This is a genomic window from Caballeronia sp. LZ062, from assembly GCF_031450785.1.
GTDB lineage: Bacteria > Pseudomonadota > Gammaproteobacteria > Burkholderiales > Burkholderiaceae > Caballeronia.
This window is the reverse complement of the sequence record NZ_JARTWB010000003.1, coordinates 37,826-54,714: the sequence shown is the minus strand read 5'-3', so window position 1 is coordinate 54,714 and position 16,889 is coordinate 37,826. Positions and strand designations below refer to the sequence as shown.

The 16,889-nt window shown below is 63.1% G+C and carries 14 protein-coding genes; 7 read left to right on the top strand and 7 right to left on the bottom strand.

Going from position 1 to position 16,889, the window contains the following annotated elements:
* Positions 1-24: 24 nt before the first annotated feature.
* Both P9239_RS20415 and P9239_RS20410 read right to left on the bottom strand, forming a co-directional pair.
* Positions 25-678, bottom strand: coding sequence for a hypothetical protein (locus P9239_RS20415; RefSeq protein WP_309754274.1), 654 nt, complete (start codon positions 676-678; stop codon positions 25-27).
* A gap of 157 nt (positions 679-835) precedes the next feature.
* Positions 836-3,640 (bottom strand): PAS domain-containing protein, encoded by a 2,805-nt coding sequence (locus P9239_RS20410; protein WP_309754272.1) that lies wholly within the window; start codon positions 3,638-3,640, stop codon positions 836-838.
* A 542-nt stretch (positions 3,641-4,182) separates the two neighbouring features.
* On the opposite strand from P9239_RS20410, the gene P9239_RS20405 reads away from it, so the two are divergent.
* From P9239_RS20405 to P9239_RS20375, 7 genes are all read left to right on the top strand, one after another.
* Complete coding sequence (locus P9239_RS20405) at positions 4,183-5,667, top strand: methyl-accepting chemotaxis protein (protein ID WP_309754270.1); 1,485 nt, start codon at positions 4,183-4,185, stop codon at positions 5,665-5,667.
* A 253-nt stretch (positions 5,668-5,920) separates the two neighbouring features.
* The gene (locus P9239_RS20400) at positions 5,921-6,358 is read left to right on the top strand and encodes a response regulator (RefSeq protein WP_309754268.1); all 438 of its coding nucleotides are present in this window, start codon (positions 5,921-5,923) and stop codon (positions 6,356-6,358) included.
* A gap of 174 nt (positions 6,359-6,532) precedes the next feature.
* Entirely contained in the window at positions 6,533-6,826 is a 294-nt protein-coding gene (gene flgM, locus P9239_RS20395; RefSeq protein ID WP_309754266.1) for a flagellar biosynthesis anti-sigma factor FlgM, read from the top strand.
* Positions 6,827-7,909: 1,083 nt separating this feature from the next.
* Entirely contained in the window at positions 7,910-8,632 is a 723-nt protein-coding gene (locus P9239_RS20390; protein ID WP_309755508.1) for a GntR family transcriptional regulator, read from the top strand.
* Between the two features lie 59 nt (positions 8,633-8,691).
* The gene (locus tag P9239_RS20385; RefSeq protein WP_309754264.1) at positions 8,692-9,993 is read left to right on the top strand and encodes an MFS transporter; all 1,302 of its coding nucleotides are present in this window, start codon (positions 8,692-8,694) and stop codon (positions 9,991-9,993) included.
* 49 nt (positions 9,994-10,042) lie between these two features.
* Positions 10,043-10,927 carry an amidohydrolase family protein gene (locus P9239_RS20380; RefSeq protein ID WP_309754263.1) on the top strand — a complete coding sequence of 295 codons (885 nt, stop codon included), beginning with the start codon at positions 10,043-10,045 and terminating at the stop codon, positions 10,925-10,927.
* A gap of 78 nt (positions 10,928-11,005) precedes the next feature.
* Positions 11,006-12,391 carry a gluconate:H+ symporter gene (locus P9239_RS20375; RefSeq protein WP_309755505.1) on the top strand — a complete coding sequence of 462 codons (1,386 nt, stop codon included), beginning with the start codon at positions 11,006-11,008 and terminating at the stop codon, positions 12,389-12,391.
* Positions 12,392-12,585: 194 nt separating this feature from the next.
* Here the strand turns inward: P9239_RS20375 and P9239_RS20370 are convergent, their stop codons facing one another.
* The 5 genes from P9239_RS20370 to P9239_RS20350 form a co-directional block, all read right to left on the bottom strand.
* The gene (locus P9239_RS20370; protein WP_309755502.1) at positions 12,586-13,371 is read right to left on the bottom strand and encodes a hypothetical protein; all 786 of its coding nucleotides are present in this window, start codon (positions 13,369-13,371) and stop codon (positions 12,586-12,588) included.
* Between the two features lie 296 nt (positions 13,372-13,667).
* Positions 13,668-14,168: a TetR/AcrR family transcriptional regulator gene (locus P9239_RS20365; RefSeq protein ID WP_309754261.1), complete on the bottom strand. Its 501-nt coding sequence runs from the start codon at positions 14,166-14,168 to the stop codon at positions 13,668-13,670.
* Positions 14,169-14,197: 29 nt separating this feature from the next.
* Positions 14,198-14,635 carry a hypothetical protein gene (locus P9239_RS20360; RefSeq protein ID WP_309755499.1) on the bottom strand — a complete coding sequence of 146 codons (438 nt, stop codon included), beginning with the start codon at positions 14,633-14,635 and terminating at the stop codon, positions 14,198-14,200.
* A 196-nt stretch (positions 14,636-14,831) separates the two neighbouring features.
* On the bottom strand, positions 14,832-15,755 hold the full coding sequence (locus tag P9239_RS20355) for an AlkA N-terminal domain-containing protein (RefSeq protein WP_309754260.1): 924 nt from the start codon (positions 15,753-15,755) through the stop codon (positions 14,832-14,834).
* A 275-nt stretch (positions 15,756-16,030) separates the two neighbouring features.
* The gene (locus P9239_RS20350) at positions 16,031-16,777 is read right to left on the bottom strand and encodes a GntR family transcriptional regulator (RefSeq protein ID WP_309754258.1); all 747 of its coding nucleotides are present in this window, start codon (positions 16,775-16,777) and stop codon (positions 16,031-16,033) included.
* Positions 16,778-16,889: the final 112 nt, after the last annotated feature.

Genomic DNA, 16,889 nt, shown 5'->3' with positions numbered 1-16,889 from the left:
GAACGCTTCCTCGACCGTGCCGCGTCAGAACCGATACGTTACGCCGACCTTGACGATCGGATAGAAGCGCAGCTTGTCCGCCTTGTCCTGCAATTCGCGCTTTTCTTCCTCGACATTCGCCGCACCGGCTTCGGCGACGATATCGGCCGGCACTTCCAGGTCCACGCGCGGACGGCCGTAGGCGACGCCTGCATCGAAGAAAGCGGAGAAGCCCTTTTGCGCCACCGGCGTATGGCCGAAGCCGATGCCGAGGTACGGGCGCACCGTCGGGAAGCGCGCTCGGGCGTGGATGCTTTCGCCGAGCGTCGAGTACTGGGTGCCGTTGATCGTGTAGCTGCCGCTCGGGCTGGTGGCGGTGGCATCGACGTTGTCATTGCCGATCAGCGCGCCCGCCGTAATGCGGAAGCTCACGGTGTTCGGCGCAGGAAAGAAGTCGAGATAAAGGCCGCCATGATAGATATGCGCGGTGCCGTCGTAATGCAGGTCGTTCGTGCTGAAGCTGCGCGAGAACTGCACACCGTTGAATTCGGCGCGCACGTTGTCGTGCGTGCCGAGCGGCTGTGAGAAACCGATGCCTGCGCCTTCCGTGCCGATCTGGCCATAGATTTCGCGTGCGTGAACGAGCGGGGCGGAAAGCGCGACAGCGCCTGCCGCAACGGCGAGCAATAACTTCATCATTGCGAGAGCTTCCTTGCTGAGGGCGACGCGTCGCGCTGAATGGGCGACGCGTCAAGGTGTTCGGATAGCTCTGTTTACGGAAACGATGAAAAAATCTTGAGCGGCGCGCGGACTGCGCCGCCGGTCACGCCGTCCGTCCGCGCGGGACGCTGCCCGGTTAGAGCGCTTTGCCGCGATGCCTCGCCACGAGCTGCGTGATCGCGCGGAACAAAGCGCCCGGGTCAACCGGCTTCGGGCAATGCATGTCGAAGCCCGCCTGCCGTGCGCGAGCCTTGTCTTCAGGCGTGCCAAACGCCGTCACGGCGATGGCCGGCATGGTCCAGCCCGCCTCGCGCAACGACCGCATCAGCAGATAGCCGTCTTCGCCCGGCATGCCGATGTCCGACAGCACGACATCGAACGCCTGCGCGGCGATGCACCGACGCGCGGCGGCCGCCGAATCCGCATCGCACACGGCGGCGCCCGCCGATTGAAGCACGGCGCTCATCGCCTCGCGCGCGTCCGCTTCGTCTTCGACGAGCAGGATGGACAAGCCCGCGAGCGCTCCGCCGCAATCCGGTGCGACGTTGACCGGTTCCGAGGCGCTTTGCCGCGATCGCGCCGCCGACGCTCGCGGAAGCTGAACCGTGAACGTGCTGCCACGTCCTTCGCCGTCGCTTTGCGCGGTGATCGAGCCGCCATGCAGCGTCACGATGCTGCGGGCGATGGCCAGTCCGATACCGAGTCCGCCGAAGGTCCGCGTCGTCGCCTGCGACGCTTGCGCGAACGGCTCGAACACGCGGTCGATGAACGAAGCGGCAATGCCGGCGCCGTTGTCCGCGACCTGAACTTCCACCCAGTTATTCGCAGTGCTCGCGCAAACGCGGATGCGCCCCTCTTGTCCGGTGTACTTGAGCGCGTTGCTGAGCAGGTTGGAGAACACCTGACGCAGCCGCACCTCATCGCCTTCTACAACGAGCGCATCGGGCAGATCGGCCGTCACCGTCACGCGCTTGGCGCCGGCGGCGAGTTCTATGTCGCTGATCTCGGACATGAGGAGCGGCACGAGATCGAACGGTTCGGCGCTGATGAGAAGCTTGCCCGCCGCGATGCGGCTCAGGTCCAGCAGATCGTCGACGAGCCGCGCCTGCAACTGCACATTGCGTTCGATAGCGTCGATCCCGCGTGCGGTCAGGCCGGGATTCGCGTTCTCCTGCTTGAGCAGGAACAGCCACGATTGCATTGCGTTGAGCGGCGTGCGCAGTTCGTGCGACACCGTCGCGAGAAAAGTGTCCTTCAGCTGGCTCGTGTGCTGCGCTTCGAGGCGCAGCAGCCGCTCGTTCGTCAGCAGCCGGTCGCGCTCCAGTTCGAGCGTCTTCTGGCGCGTAATGTCGATGGTGATGCCGTCGAAGCGCAGCGGCTTGCCTTGCTCGTCGACGTGCGTGCGGCCCTTGGCGCGAATCCACCGGATCTCGCCGGATGGCGACACGGTCCGGTATTCGACGTCGTATGGAATGCCGTGCTGCACCGACTGCTCGACCGCCACGCGCGTCTTGTTGCGGTCGTCGGGATGAACCCTCGCGTAGAACAGCTCCATGCCCACGCCTGCATTGGCCGGCAGCCAGAAGTGCTCTTTGCACTTCGTATTCCAGATGATGCGGTCGAACGGAATCGGGCAATGGAACGTGCCGATGTCCGCGGCTTCGATCGACAAGTGAAGGCGGTGCCGTTCCTCACGCAGGCTTTGCGCCGAGCGCAGCGTCTCCTCGACGTCGGTGATCATGCCGACCCATTCGAACACCGCGCCCTGTTCGTCGTGCGTGCCGGCGGCGCGCACCTGGCAGCGCCGGTGCGTCGATGAAGCGGCATGCCACACGCGCACGTCCGCGCGATAAGGCGTGTTGGTCGCGAGCGACTTCGCGAGCGCCGCCTGGGCCGTCGCGCGGTCGTCCGGATGAATCATCTCCACCCAGCCGTAATCCCGGTGCTCCTCCCACGGCTGGCCCGTGTAGCTCTCCCAGGACGGCTGCGGCGCGACGAAGCGCCCCATCGCGTCGCAGACGTATGCCACCGCGCTCGCCACCGTCACCAGCGCGCGATACCGCGATTCCAGGCGCATCCGATCCAGCTCGACGTTGCCGGGGTTGCCGACGTCGATCGTGGCGCCGACCCAGCGGACGATCGCCCCGTCGGTGCGGCGCATCGGACTTGCGAGCGAGCGCATCCAGCGATAGGTGCCGTCCGTCTGCCGGAAGCGATGGTCGATGGTGTAGTCCGTACCGCTGGCGACGGATGCCGCCCAACGCGCGAGCGTGTTCTCGCGGTCGTTCGGGTGCAGCAGGGCTTCCCAGGCCCGCCCGAGCAAATGCTGGTCCGGCGCGGTGTGCTGGAACGCGACGCTCGACAGGTAATCGACCGTGCCGTCAGGCCGGGCGGTCCAGACGATGAGCGGCATGACCTCCGCGAGCAGCCGGTAATCGGTCAATTGTTCGTCGGAATCGGAGAGAGGCGGGCCTTCGACGGGACGGGCGCTGCGCTCGCGCGAGCCGGGCACGCTGCCTTGTGCCGGCAAGAGTGCGGACTCGGCGTCCGGCTGGGCGACGAGAAGCACGGCCGGCGCGCCGTATGCGGCATTGCCCGTGGCATCGCCGAGAGGACGGAAGTCGAAGCGCCACGGCTGGATGCCACCGGGCATCGATTCGTCCGCTACATGTTCGATCGCGCTGGCAACACGGCCCCCGGCGAGTGCTTGCCTTGCGGCGGACATGAGCCGGGCGCAGGCATCTTCGCGGGATGGCTCGGGAAGCCTGGCGCGAATGACGGACAGAAACGGCTCGGCGTCGAGATCGGCCGGTGGCCAGCCGAACTGCTGCATGAACCGCGTATTGGCCTGGACGATGGTCAGGTCTGTCCCGAGAACGGCACAGAACGCTGGATTCGCGTCCAGCAGTGCAAGCGTCAATGCGTGGTCGTGAGCGTGCATGCGTATGACTGGTACTCCAGAGTGCAACGATGGTCCGGACCGGACGGGTTCGAACGACCGTCAGGGCGTTGTCGCTCGCACTAACGATGCAGCCGGAAACGTCTTATTTTAGACGAAGGCGCAATACTCCGAATGCCGATCGTCGTGTGTCGACCAGCGCGCGAAACGGCTTCACGAACGCGATCTGCATGCGACGAGCGACCGCGATGTATTGGGGCCGGTTTGCTCGAGGCTCGCCATCTGCATCGGCGCATGCATGTGATGCGTCGCGAAAATCGTTCCCGTTCGTGGCTGGGCTCGCGTACCTAAAGAGTCGGCCTGCTGTGGCCGTTAAGAGGTCTGCAGCTTTTCAACGCGTCTCGCATCGACCGCGCAAAGCATGCAAATAGCAAGTGCGGCAACGCGCTCCGACGGACGTACGAAGGTGTCCAAACGTCGAGAGTGGCACTCCGGCGTGAAGCATCGATCTAACTATGAGCATTCGAAATTTGTCAGTATCAAGGAAGCTAGCACTCGCTTTCGGCACGGTCCTAGCTATTCTCGTGGTTCTCTCAGGGGTCAGTTACAGCAATCTCTCGCGGCTCACGCAAGCGATCGCGTGGAATGACCACTCCTACCAAGTCTTGCAGGCGGCCGACGAAGCGACGCTGTCGCTCGTCAACATGGAAACCGGGCTACGCGCGTTTGCCGTCAGCGCAGACGACGCAGTGCTCGCCCCGCTGAACGAGGGCAAGCAACGGTTTGCAGACCGCTTCGACGCATTGCGGTCCCTCACCGCCGACAACGCTCGGCAGCAAGAGCGCCTGAAAGTTCTCGGCGAACAGGAGCGGCAGTGGTACTCGACCGTTATCGAACCGATGATGGCGACCCGCCGTGCGGTCGCCGCCGGCAACGGTTCGCTGGACGACTTCGTCAAGAACTTCAAGTCGCAGTCCGGCAAGCCGCAAATGGACCAGATGCGTGCAACGCTCAAGGACTTTCGCGACGCGGAAGCGGTGCTGCTCGCTCAGCGCAACGAAGAAGTCCAGCATCTGCGCAGCGTGACGGTGACCATCCTCGTCGTCGGCACCTTGGTGGCCGTGGCGCTCGCTTCGATGCTGGGGCTGTGGCTGACCCGCGCCATCTGCGTGCCGTTGCGTCGCGCCGTAGAGGCGGCTGACGGTATCGCGAAGGGTGATCTGACCGCGCGGATCGACGCCGACAGCGCCGACGAGCCGGGCATGTTGCTGGCGGCGCTCGCTGCCATGCAAGCGAATCTCGTCAATCTGCTCACGCAGATCCGGACCAGCTCGGATTCCATCGGCACGGCGTCGAGCGAAGTGTCGGCCGGCAACACCGACTTGTCGCAACGCACCGAAGAGCAAGCGGCATCGCTCGAAGAGACGGCGTCCAGCCTCGCGCAACTGACGAGCACGGTGCAGCAAAGCGCGCAGAACGCGTCGCAAGGTGCGCATCTGGCGGAGAGTGCCGCAACGACCGCGCAGACGGGCGGGGATGTGGTCGGCCAGGTCGTGTCTACGATGTCGGAAATCTCGGACAGTTCCGCGCGTGTCGCCGAGATCATCGCGGTCATCGAAGGCATCTCGTTCCAGACGAACATTCTCGCGCTCAACGCGGCAGTGGAAGCCGCGCGCGCCGGCGAGCAGGGGCGGGGCTTCGCCGTGGTCGCCACGGAAGTGCGCACGCTTGCTCAACGAAGCGCCGCGGCGGCCAAGGAGATCAAGGCGCTCATCGAGACCTCGGTCGAAAAGGTCACGGCGGGTACGGAGCTCGTGGATCGCGCGGGGAACACCATGAAGGAAATCGTCACGTCGATTCACCGTGTCAACGACATCATGAGCGAGATTTCTGCCGCGACGACCGAACAAAGCCGGGGGATCGAAGAGATCAATCGGGCGGTTGCACAGATGGACGATGTAACGCAGCAAAACGCGGCGCTCGTCGAGCAAGCCGCGGCAGCGGCGACGTCGCTGGACGATCAGGCGCGCCGCCTCGGGCTCGCAGTGTCCGCTTTCAGGACGCATTGATGAAAGGAGCCGGCCGCATCTTTCCTGACAGGCCGGCCCGCCTAAAAGCAGGGGCGTTCGTGCCGATAACACGGTAGCCGAATGCAACCAGGCTTCCGTCAAGACTTGGCCCGCGATTAGGCGGGCCTTTTTCGTGGCGAGCAGGCAGCAAGCGCTGCTCGATGCTTTCGATGGCCGGCGCGCGCATCTGCCCATGCCGCGCACGACTTGTTTCCCGCACATTGCAGCACAGTAGAGAGAGAAGGATTCGCAGATGGAAAAGAAGGATATGCGTCTGCTGGTGGTCGATGACCTGACCACCATGCGCAGCTTGATTCGAAAGATGCTGAAGGCGATCGGTTATCCGATTATCGAGGAAGCAGTCGACGGCGTGACAGCACTCGAGAAGCTCAAAGCGCAGCGGTTCGACCTGGTCATCACTGACTGGAACATGCCGAACATGGACGGGCTTACGCTCCTGCAGGAGATTCGCCAGTCGGAAGAACTTGCAGACATTCCGGTGCTGATGGTGACCGCTGAAACCCGCCGCGAAAACGTCGTTGCGGCGATTCGCGCGGGGGCGAGCGGCTACGTGGTGAAGCCGTTTTCGGAGGCTGCGCTGGCCGACAAACTCGCCCAGATTGCACCGCTCCCCAAAAGCGAAGCACCGGTCGATCGCGGTGCGTCCGTGTTCGGCGCGGTCTTCAGTTGACCGCGCAACAGCCATTCACACTTTGTTTCAAACTGTTGCAATTTGCCTGGAGCCTTGCTGGGCAAGGCTTTCCGGCGGAAAGCGACGCTTCTGGCGCGGGTCGGGGCCGCTCGCATGGTAAAGGTTTCAACGCTGGCACCGTTAGAAGGAATACAAGCCACGAGGAACCCAAGCATGAAGATTCAGACGAGCAACAGCGCAGACACGTCGCGTGAAATTTCGGTCCGGCGCGCAGTTCGTAGCGCCGACATTGCCAGCACGGACAAGCAGGAACAAACCGTCACCGGAGCGAGTTCGGCGGTGCATGTGTCGTCGACTGCCGCGTTAGCGTCGGGCCCATCGGATATCGATACAACCAAGGTCGAGTCCATCAAGGCTGCGCTCAAAAGCGGCACCTACACGATCGATTCGGCGGCTGTGGCGGACGGCATGCTGAACACCGCACGAGAACTCCTGCGGGCGGCCTGAGCCTCTCGTAACCGAGAGTGATGCAGCGGCACGGTGAACGTCGCCGCTGTCTTCGCGGACTTTCGAACACTTCACGGACGGGATGCGGTCGCGGCCGGCACAGCGGATGGTGCGAGTTCTTGCGCTGTGTCGTCGGAACGGCGGCCTTTATTGCCACGGTGCGCAGACGGTCGTTTGGCCAATGCGCCAGTGCCGAGGTCATGCTCGGTACGCTCGCCGATACCTTCCTCGCGATCTCCAACGGGCGTCGGTCGCGGACCAGCCGAGCGGCTCGGCGCCGGATTCGTCAGCTCGCCATCGTGCGAAGTGTCCGGCCGCGTTTCGTCGATTAGCGATGAAGGCGAGCGTCAGACAGGAGGCGCTGTCGTTCGCGGAGCTTCTGATTCTGGTCTTGCTGCTCGACAGATGTACAGTCAGGTTTTGACGCCCAGCGATGGCCTGCGGCCTTGGCCCGCGCAGGGAAAGAGTTCGCTTATGGGCCGACACCGACGGATTCGGTCGCAGCCGTCTACGCAGTGGCAACGAGTCGGTCGATCACGGGCCTAGCGGCTTCATCACGCATCTACTTCGTCGATTCGTTCACCGGCGGCGAAATGGCTGCGTAGCGCGCCTGAAACACCTCATCGATGACGACGGAGGCGGTGCGTACATGCAACGGCGCGCCGTAAGGAACGGTACTGCAATAAGGATCGCGCAGTCATAGCCGTCGACTCCGCGTTGGGTCACGTCTCTGCGCTACAAACAATGCTTCTCAAGCATTGCGTCTGCCTGTTCGATCCGGCGTGCGAAGGCTGCCGAAGCGCTGATGCGATTTCGGCAAGCTCTTGCGTATAGCCCCAAAGCCCATACAGCCGAGTCCCTAACGTTAGACCTGTTCGTATCCGGTGTTGTCCAGGTCGCGCTCGTTTCCACTACATCAAGAGCGTCCGCTGTGCATTCCGCGCCCTCGCGACGTACGCCATCACGCAAGCATCCCTCGCCATCATCGTCCCGCTGACCCGCATCGACCATGTGCAGGGTTATCCCCCATCGGCCGGCCCATCAAAACATGTAATCATATATATGAATTTCATGGAGACGATCATGCAGGCGGATGGCCGATTGCCCCGTTATCAGCGGTTGCGCGACGAAATGGTGGCCCTGATCGCGGCGCGTCATTGGCGCCCCGGCGAAGCCATCCCCACCGAGCAAGCACTCGCGCAAAGCTACGGTCTCGCCGTCGGCACGGTCAGAAAGGCCGTCGATCTGCTTGTCGCAGAAGGTCTCCTCGAACGGTTCCAGGGAAGGGGGACGTTCGTCCGTCGCGCAAATTTCGACGGTTCGCTGTTTCGTTTCTTTCGCTTTCAAACGCGACAAGGCGAACGGCGCATCCCGGAGAGCCGGATACTGCGCCGCGAGGTCGTCGACGCGCCCTCCGCGGTGGCGGCGACACTGCAAATATCGCGCACCGCACGCGTGATTCAAATGTCCCGTGTGCGGCTGATCGACGGCGTACCGATGCTTGCCGAAGAAATCTGGCTTCCCTACGCCCGCTTTGCCGCGTTCGCGAAGATGGATCTGCAGGACATCGGCGACCTCCTTTACCCCGTCTACGAGACACAGTGCAATCAGATTGTCGCGTCCGCCACGGAAACGCTGACGGTCGAAGCCATCGACGCACGGCACGCAAGGCTCCTGAAAATGCAGCCGGGTGCGCCCGCCGTCGTGATCGAGCGTCTTGCGCTCGGCTACGACCGGCAGCCGCTGGAGTGGCGCCGTTCGCGTGGTCCCGCCAGCGAATTCATCTATCAAGCGGAGATCCGCTAGTGATCGAACGCTAACGGCAACGCGTTGTTGTGCACACAAACCGGCGACGGAGAGACGGCATGTTCAACTGGTTCAAGGAAATATCGGGCAATGAACGCAGGACGTTCTGGGCATGCTTCGGCGGATGGGCGCTAGACTCGCTCGACGTGCAGATGTTCAGCCTCGTGATTCCGGCGATCATCACGGAGTGGTCGATCAGCCGTACGCAAGCAGGGCTGGTCAGTGGCGTCACGCTGGTTGCATCGGCGCTGGGCGGATGGATCGCCGGCATGCTGTCGGACCGGTTCGGACGCGTGAGGACGCTGCAATGGACGGTCGCGATCTTCTCCGTGTTCACCTTCCTGTGCGCGTTCGCGCAGAACTATCCGCAATTCCTCGTGCTGAAGACACTGCAGGGTTTCGGCTTTGGCGGCGAGTGGGCGGCAGGCGCAGTGCTGATGGCCGAGACTATCCGCAACGAACATCGCGGCAAGGCAATGGGCAGTGTGCAGAGCGCATGGTCCGTTGGCTGGGGCGCAGCGGTGTTGCTCTATGCGCTGATGTTTTCGCTGGTGCCCGCAGCCACGGCGTGGCGCGTGATGTTTGCAATCGGCATCATTCCCGCGCTTCTGATTCTCTATGTCCGACGCGGCGTGCAGGAGCCGGGCACGTCGGTGCAAGCCATGCAGTCGGCACGCGACGCGCGAGTGCGCCGCAATGCGGACCAACCCGCCGTGGCCGGCATCTTCTCGACGCAGATGCTTCGCATGACGTTGATTGGCGCACTGCTCGGCGTCGGCGCGCACGGCGGTTATTACGCGCTGATGACGTGGTTGCCGACGTTCCTGAAGAGCGAGCGCCATCTGTCCGTGCTCGGTACCGGCGGTTATCTCGCCGTGGTGATCGTTGCGTTCTTTTGCGGATGCCTCGTCAGCGCCCAGTTGCTGGATCGGATCGGTCGGCGAAAAACCATCCTCACATTCGCGATCTGCTGCGTGATCACGGTGGTCGCGTATCTGTTTCTTCCGCTCGGCAATACCGCGATGCTGTTCTTCGGCTTTCCGCTGGGCTTCTTCGCGGCGGGCATTCCCGCGAGCATGGGCGCGCTTTTCAACGAACTGTATCCCCGCGGGATGCGCGGCACGGGAGTCGGGTTCTGCTACAACTTCGGCCGCGTCGTATCGGCGGGATTTCCCGTGCTCGTCGGGCATATGTCCGCGAACATGTCGCTTGGCACGGCAATCGGCATCGATGCAGGGCTCGCTTACACGGTCGTCGTGCTGTCGGTGCTCATGCTGCCGGAGACTCGCGGCCGCGTACTCGGCGAAGCCGCGCCCGATACGGAGGGCGCACGTCCGCTCGCTCACGCTTCGAGGCATTGACGAATGGCATTCGAGCGCGGACTGGAAGATATCGATGGAGAAATACGCAATGCCCTCTGAGTCGGGGACAGACGTGAGCCGTCGAGAAGATGCGCATCGTCGTACGGAGGCCGCATCGATCGATACCCATGCTCATGTGTTCAGGCGCGGTCTTCCGCTCGCCGAGCATCGACGCTATGCGCCGGATTACGACTCGCCCTTGCATGCTTATCTCGCCCAACTGGATGCGCATCGCATTGCACGCGGCGTGCTCGTGCAGCCCAGCTTCCTCGGCACCGATTGCAGCTATCTGCTGGATGCGCTGGGTCGTGCGCGCGACAGGCTGCGTGGCGTTGCTGTAATCGCGCGTGACTGCGAACTCGAGACGCTGACTGAGATGTCCGAAGCGGGCATCGTGGGAATCCGGCTGAATCTGATCGGACACGCCGACTACGCGCTCGATCACTGGGTGAGCGCCCCCACGCTCGCTCATGTTCGGGCACTCGCATGGCACGTCGAAGTGCACGCGGAGGCAGCGAGGCTGCACGGCATCGTCGCGCCGCTCCTGGACGCAGGAGTCAATGTCGTCGTCGATCATTTCGGCAGGCCGGATCCCGCCCTCGGTGCGAGCGATCCAGGCTTTCGCCGCCTTCTCGAAGTTGCGCGATCACAGCGTGTGTGGGTCAAGGTATCCGGGGCATATCGCAACTGGCCGGATCACAGCGTTATTGATGAGGCTCGCGAAGCCTTCGATCTCTTGAAGGAAGCGTTCGGAGTGCATCGCCTGATGTGGGGTAGCGACTGGCCTCATACGCAGTTCGAGAACGCGGAGCACATGTCGAGATCGCTGGACCTGTTGCATGCGCTGCTACCGAGCCGCGAAGAGCGGGACGTCGTCCTGGCGCACACGCCAACAAGCCTCTACATGTTCGACGAACAGGCCGCGCAAACCTGAGCGCCGATGCTGCACGCGCTGCCTATGCTCCATCCGAAGGCACGCGCTGCAGAGTACTTAAAACCAAAGATACACGTCATGACTCATCTGGATATTGATCTGTTGCTGACCGCGCTCTTCAGCGTGTTAGTGCTTGTCGCGCTCATCGTGTCGCGCATCAAGATGCATCCGCTGCTCGCTTTGCTCGTCGTTTCCATCGGCGTGGGATTCGCAACCGGCATGGAGCCGGGCAGCATCGTCAAGCACCTGACCAACGGCGCGGGAAAGACGTTGGGCGCGGTGGGGATCGTCATCGCTTTGGGTGCGATGCTCGGCAAGATCCTTGCCGATGCGGGTATCACCGAGCAGATCGCCGAAGCCATTCTGAGGCGCGCCTCGGACCGGATGATCCCGTGGGCCATGACGCTCGTGGCCTTCGTCGTGGGCATTCCGATGTTCTTCGAAGTGGGTCTCGTCGTCATGCTGCCCCTGATCTTCAGCGTGGCGCGAAAGCTGGAAAGCCAGGCGCGCTTCAAAGGCTCGGCTTATGTGTACGTTGGCGTGCCTGTGATCTCGGCGCTCGCCGCCATGCACGGCATGGTCCCGCCCCATCCCGGGCCTTTGACGGCGATCGCCACGCTCAAGACTTCCGTCGGCCCGACCATGCTGTACGGCTTCTTGGCGGCCATTCCGGCCATGATTCTTGGCGGCCCGCTGTATGGCGCACTCATATCGCCACGCATGAACACCAGGCCGGATCAGAGCTTGCTGGACCAATTCACCGTGGTCGAACAGGCAGGCGCGAATCAGCGTCCTGGCGTCGGTCTCGGCGTGCTGGCGGCTTTGCTGCCCGCCATCCTGATGCTGGTTCATGCGGTCGCGGAAATGGCCTTGCCGAAGGGCGCACCGATGTTGCATCTGGCCAGCTTCCTCGGCAATCCGCTGATTGCCATGCTGCTAGGCGTACTCTTCGCCGTTGTGGCATTGGTCCTCGCCCGAGGCGGCGATGCCGAGAGGCTGCGCCATGCGCTCGGCAGCAGTCTCAAGCCGATTGCATCCATCATCATGATCATCGCTGGAGGCGGCGCTTTCCAGGAGATGCTGACGAGCGCAAAGGTGGGCGAGGCCATCGTGCATCTGACGCAGCACTTTGCGTTTCCTCCGCTTATCCTGGGATGGGTGATCGCCATGTTGCTTTCCGTCTCCACGGGGTCGGCCACGGTGGGTATCGTGGGCGCGGCGGGCTTGCTGGCTCCGCTGGCGGGCGCCGATCCGAGCCTGAACCTGCCTTTGCTGGCTCTGTCGATCGGCTGCGGTTCGCTGTTCTTCAACTATGCGAACCACGCCGGCTTCTGGATGGTCAAGGAATCGTTCGGCATGACCATGGGCGAAGCCACCAAGACAATCTCAGCGGTGCAATCCATCGTGGCCGTGGTTGGCCTCGTGATGGCGCTGATATTCAACGCTTTCGTCCATGTGCACTGAAGTGCGGAGAAAGATCGAAGGCCCTACGAGTCTTTGGTCCGGACGCTGACCTCATGACAAAGCACGAGTGGTCATGAGTTCGTGACCTCCGGCGGACGCGGCTGGGTCCGCAAGGCACTGATCTTCGCGCTCCAGAACGTCGGCTTCGTTTCGATAGCGTAAGTCCGCTGGTTCCGGGAGTTTCGATCACCCCGTCAAGCCCAGTGCGCCGGAACCCACACGGTGCCGGCCCAATGCCCCGGAACCCATACGGCGGGACGCGGCGCCGGAGCGACGTACATCGCAGGCGGCGGGGGCGGGGCTACGACAACGGTCGTCGGCGGCGGAGCGACCACCACGGTCGACGACGGCGGCGGCACGGCGACCACCGCGGTGCCGCTAACAGTGCCGCTTGCCACCACCGTCGTGCTGTGCGGGCCAGTGGAGGCAGTGGCGGTGCCTGACGTGACGACGACGCCCGGCGCGACGCTCCTCGCGCTTCCGGCATGCGTGACCGTGCCGCCGCTCGCGGTATCGTTGGTGCCCGAGCGGTTGCATGTGTAGCCGGCGCAGTTCGTCGATGCAGTGTGCGTCGATGTATTGCCGTTCGGTCCCGTGACCGAGCCCGACGACGAAAATTGCCCGGGCGCGCTGCGCGTCACCGTATCCGCGGTCGCTGCGGTTTTGCCGTTCGGGCCCGTGATATCGCCTGTGTGGGCGCACGACCCACTGGCGCAGCTCGTGTCGCCGGCGTGCTGCATTGAACGTCCGTACGGGCCGTAAGCGGTGCCTGAATTTGAGAACTGGCCCGGGGCCGTGCGCGTGACCGTACCGGAGTTCGTCGCGACACTGCCCCACGGGTTCATGACGCCGCCTGCATGCGAACAGCTCCCGCCGCCGCACGAGCCCACGTGCGCGCCGCTATACGCGCCGCGACCGGTGTATGCCGTGCCGCCGCGCGCCCAGCCCGCGAACGCCGAACCGCTCGAGAGCGCGAGCATCGCGGTCGCCACCACGATCAGCAGCCAGCGCAAGCTCGCCTTCGAAGAGCACGAGTCAGTGATTTGAAATCTTGCGTTCACAGTGTTTCTCCTCGATCAGTGAGCCACTCGATGTTGCATGTGGCGACGGGCTGACTATAGGAGAACGCCACAGCGAAGTCCCGCGCAAACTTGTTTCATGCGATGTCGCGCGTACTGGCTGGACGCCGTCATCTGTCCGACGAATCGCGCACAGTGTCGTCGTGCGCTTCGTTCAACGCGACGCCTGAGTCACTTGCGTCCACTGACAGGCGGGATCAACGCGAAGAGTGTTTCGATGGCGGCGCTTGCTTGCCGCTTGCTATTCGAACGTCGAAGCGCGAGATCGACGACCGCGGCTCCCACGACATGGCCATATGCACCTTGTTGACCGCAAGGCCCAGGGCTTGAGCATTCGCATGAAGCGCGCGGCGATGGCATCGGCGAACTCGCGGAACAGACTGCGTATCGAAGGTTCTTCCTCCGAGGCTTGCGCGAGCGGCATGAGGACGCGCGTGTTCTCGCGTCGCATTGGCGGCCGCGATGGATGCTGCCGTGACTGCCGGCGATGATTCGCTCGCGATTGCATCACGTGCATCGAACTGACCGTTGATGGCTGCGCGAGCGACGGGCTCGACCCGCGTCCGAAGATCGTGGATGAGGTGGCATTGGCGCACCCCCGCGCGCTTTGCGACGCGCGGCTGTGTAAAGCCCAAATCGACTTCCTCCCACAGAGTGGCGAGGGCAGCTTCGAGTATGACTTGTTTGCGGCCCTGCATGGCGGTATGCGCGTCAACCGCACCCGCTCTCAAGCCTTGTCATACGAGGGCGGCTGCGGGTTGCTGGCCGGGTTAGTGTCGAATTTGCTGATGTCGATGATGGCGTCGCCGAATTGCGCTTTAAGCGCGACGAGATCGGCTTCCAGATCATCGGCTAGCGCTTTGTCGTACACCTCCGCGCCCCGCACGTAGAAGGTGAAGGCCTGGAGATACTTCGCCTTCTTCACGGGATTTTCGATCGTCTCACGCGTCCATCGATATAACGGATAGTGCTCTGTGCCTTCGCGCTCGGCCTCGGCCACGTACTCGGCAAAGGCGTCGAACTGGCATTTGAGTTCGGCGTCGTGTTTCTCCAAAAGCGCATTGAGCGATGACAGCGCAGCATTGTGCGGGTCCTTGCGCGCGAGGTCTGCGTAGTGCGGATCGAGCCGGATGCGCACTTGATACTGCCATGTTTCGTTGTTCATGATGTTCTCCGCTCGTGCCAGAAGCAGACTATACGCCTCGACGGCGTTCGCATTTCGTGCATCATCGGCCGCATGGGATGGAAGCATGATGAAGGCCACCATCACGTTGTGGCCAGCCCGAAGCGCCAGATAAATGCATAGTCGCATTTGGTATGCAATGGACCGGCATGCTGCATACAATCGACCGTATGCAAAATCATCCGCCTTTGGCGCGTCCGGCTTGCATGGCGACTCCGTTCCACAAATGCATTGCGGCATAAGCCCGCCACGGTCGCCAGCGATCCGGATACGCGCGCTGTTGACGAGGTGTGGTCAGCGAAGGATCGTGCCGTGCGATGGCCTGCATGAGCACGAGGTCGGCGTCCGGCCAGGCGTCGGGGTCGCGCAGCGCCCGCATGGCGACATAACCGACGGTCCACGGCCCGATGCCGGGCATGGCGAGCAGATCGCGTTTCACGCCCTCGCGGTCGACGCCCGGCGTGTCGATCGGCAGTGCGCCCGTCGCGACGGCTTGCGCGAACCGCTGCACCGTCTCGACGCGCTTTCCCGGCATACCGATTTGCTGCAGATCGGCGGCGGCCAGTTCGGCGGGTGTAGGGAACCGCCATGCTGTGCCTTCATGCGGATGACCGTCGATGCGGCGCCCGGCGCGCTGGACGATGCGTGCCATGATCGTCGATGCGCCTTTCACGCTCACTTGCTGCCCGACGATGGTCCGCACCACCAGCTCGAAGCCGGACCACGCGCCCGGCACACGCAGTCCAGGGGCTGCCTCGACGAGCGGCGCGAGCAGCGCATCGCGCGACAGAGACTGACCGATGACACGCGGATCAGCATCGACGTCGAACATGCGCGACAGCGGCTGTGCAAGCTCGTCGATGTGACGACGCGCATCGCCTTGCACCGTCACGATCAGACGATGCTTGCGCTCGTGCGGCCTCACCTCGACGATACCGTCGTCGCCGCGCCATTCGATAGCGCGACGGTACACGCCGCGCTCGACCGTCTCAACGCCCGCCGATGCTCGTCTGCCGATGAAGGCGCATAAGCGCGTCCAATCGAAAGGGCGCGTGAACGGCAGTTCGATGATGGCCGCGCCGGCGGCTGGGGTCGAATCCATGCTGAATGCCGAATTATGAATGCCAATGCTGATGTGGCGTGACGGCGCTGATTTTTGCTCGCTGTCCGGGAACCGTGGAATCGGACCATGTTCTCGTGATGACATCACATGGACGGGAACATGGTCATCAGCGCCACCATCGCGTCTGCGCTCGCGGCTTTCTTACCTACGCGCACAGTGCCGCGGACCTTATAGAATCACTCGATAGCGTCCGAAGGTTGGTGAAGATCGTCCGCGTGCGAGCTACCGGTCGCACTGATGCCTGCATGTTGCATTCAAAATGCGTCCTTGGTGCGGCGCTTTGCCGGCGCGGCGGGCTTGACGGTCGTAAGCGTGCGCTCTGCGAGCACCGCATCGCGCTTGCCCAAAAGATGCCGCCGCAGGATGGCGGCCATGCGGGGTCCATCGCGTGTTTCCAGCGCCGCAAGCATCTCTTCGTGTTCGCGGATGGCGCTGTCCCACTTCGGCGTCTGGAAATTCGAGCGAAACCGCAGCGCCTGCAGGCGACGGTTGATCGACACATACGTCTGCCGCAAAGCGGTGTTGCGTGCCGCCTCGTTGATCTTGTCGTGGATGGCCCGGTTGCGCGCGTAATACCCGGACAGATCGTTTTGCGCGCGGCACTGGACCATTTCTTCGTGCAATGCCTTGATATCCGCGATCTCGGCAGGCGTGATGCGTTCGCATGCCAATTCGCCGGAGAACGCTTCGAGCCCGCTCATCAACTCGAACATCTCGCGGATCTCAAGGTCGCTCATCTGCGCGACGGAGGCGCCTCTGTTGGGCGCAATGTCGATCAACCCTTCTGCGGCCAATACCTTGAGGGCTTCACGCAATGGCGTTCGTGAAATGCCCAGCGTTTCACAGAGCTTGCGCTCGTTCAGCTTGACGCCTGGCGCAAGCAACCCCTCGACGATGAAGCTGCGCAGATTGTCGACCACCGTGTCATGCAGGCGGAGTCGTTCCAGCTTCGGAAGCAGGGCGGACGGCAGGCGGCTCTCAGGTATGTCCAGATTTTGCATTCAAAACCTCAAGATCGGTTCAGGCAATTCTAGCTCACCGAAAGCACAGAAAACCGTCAGCGGGTTATCCCTAGGCCATTTGGCCTAATAAATCCTTTGCCGCTACTGAGCA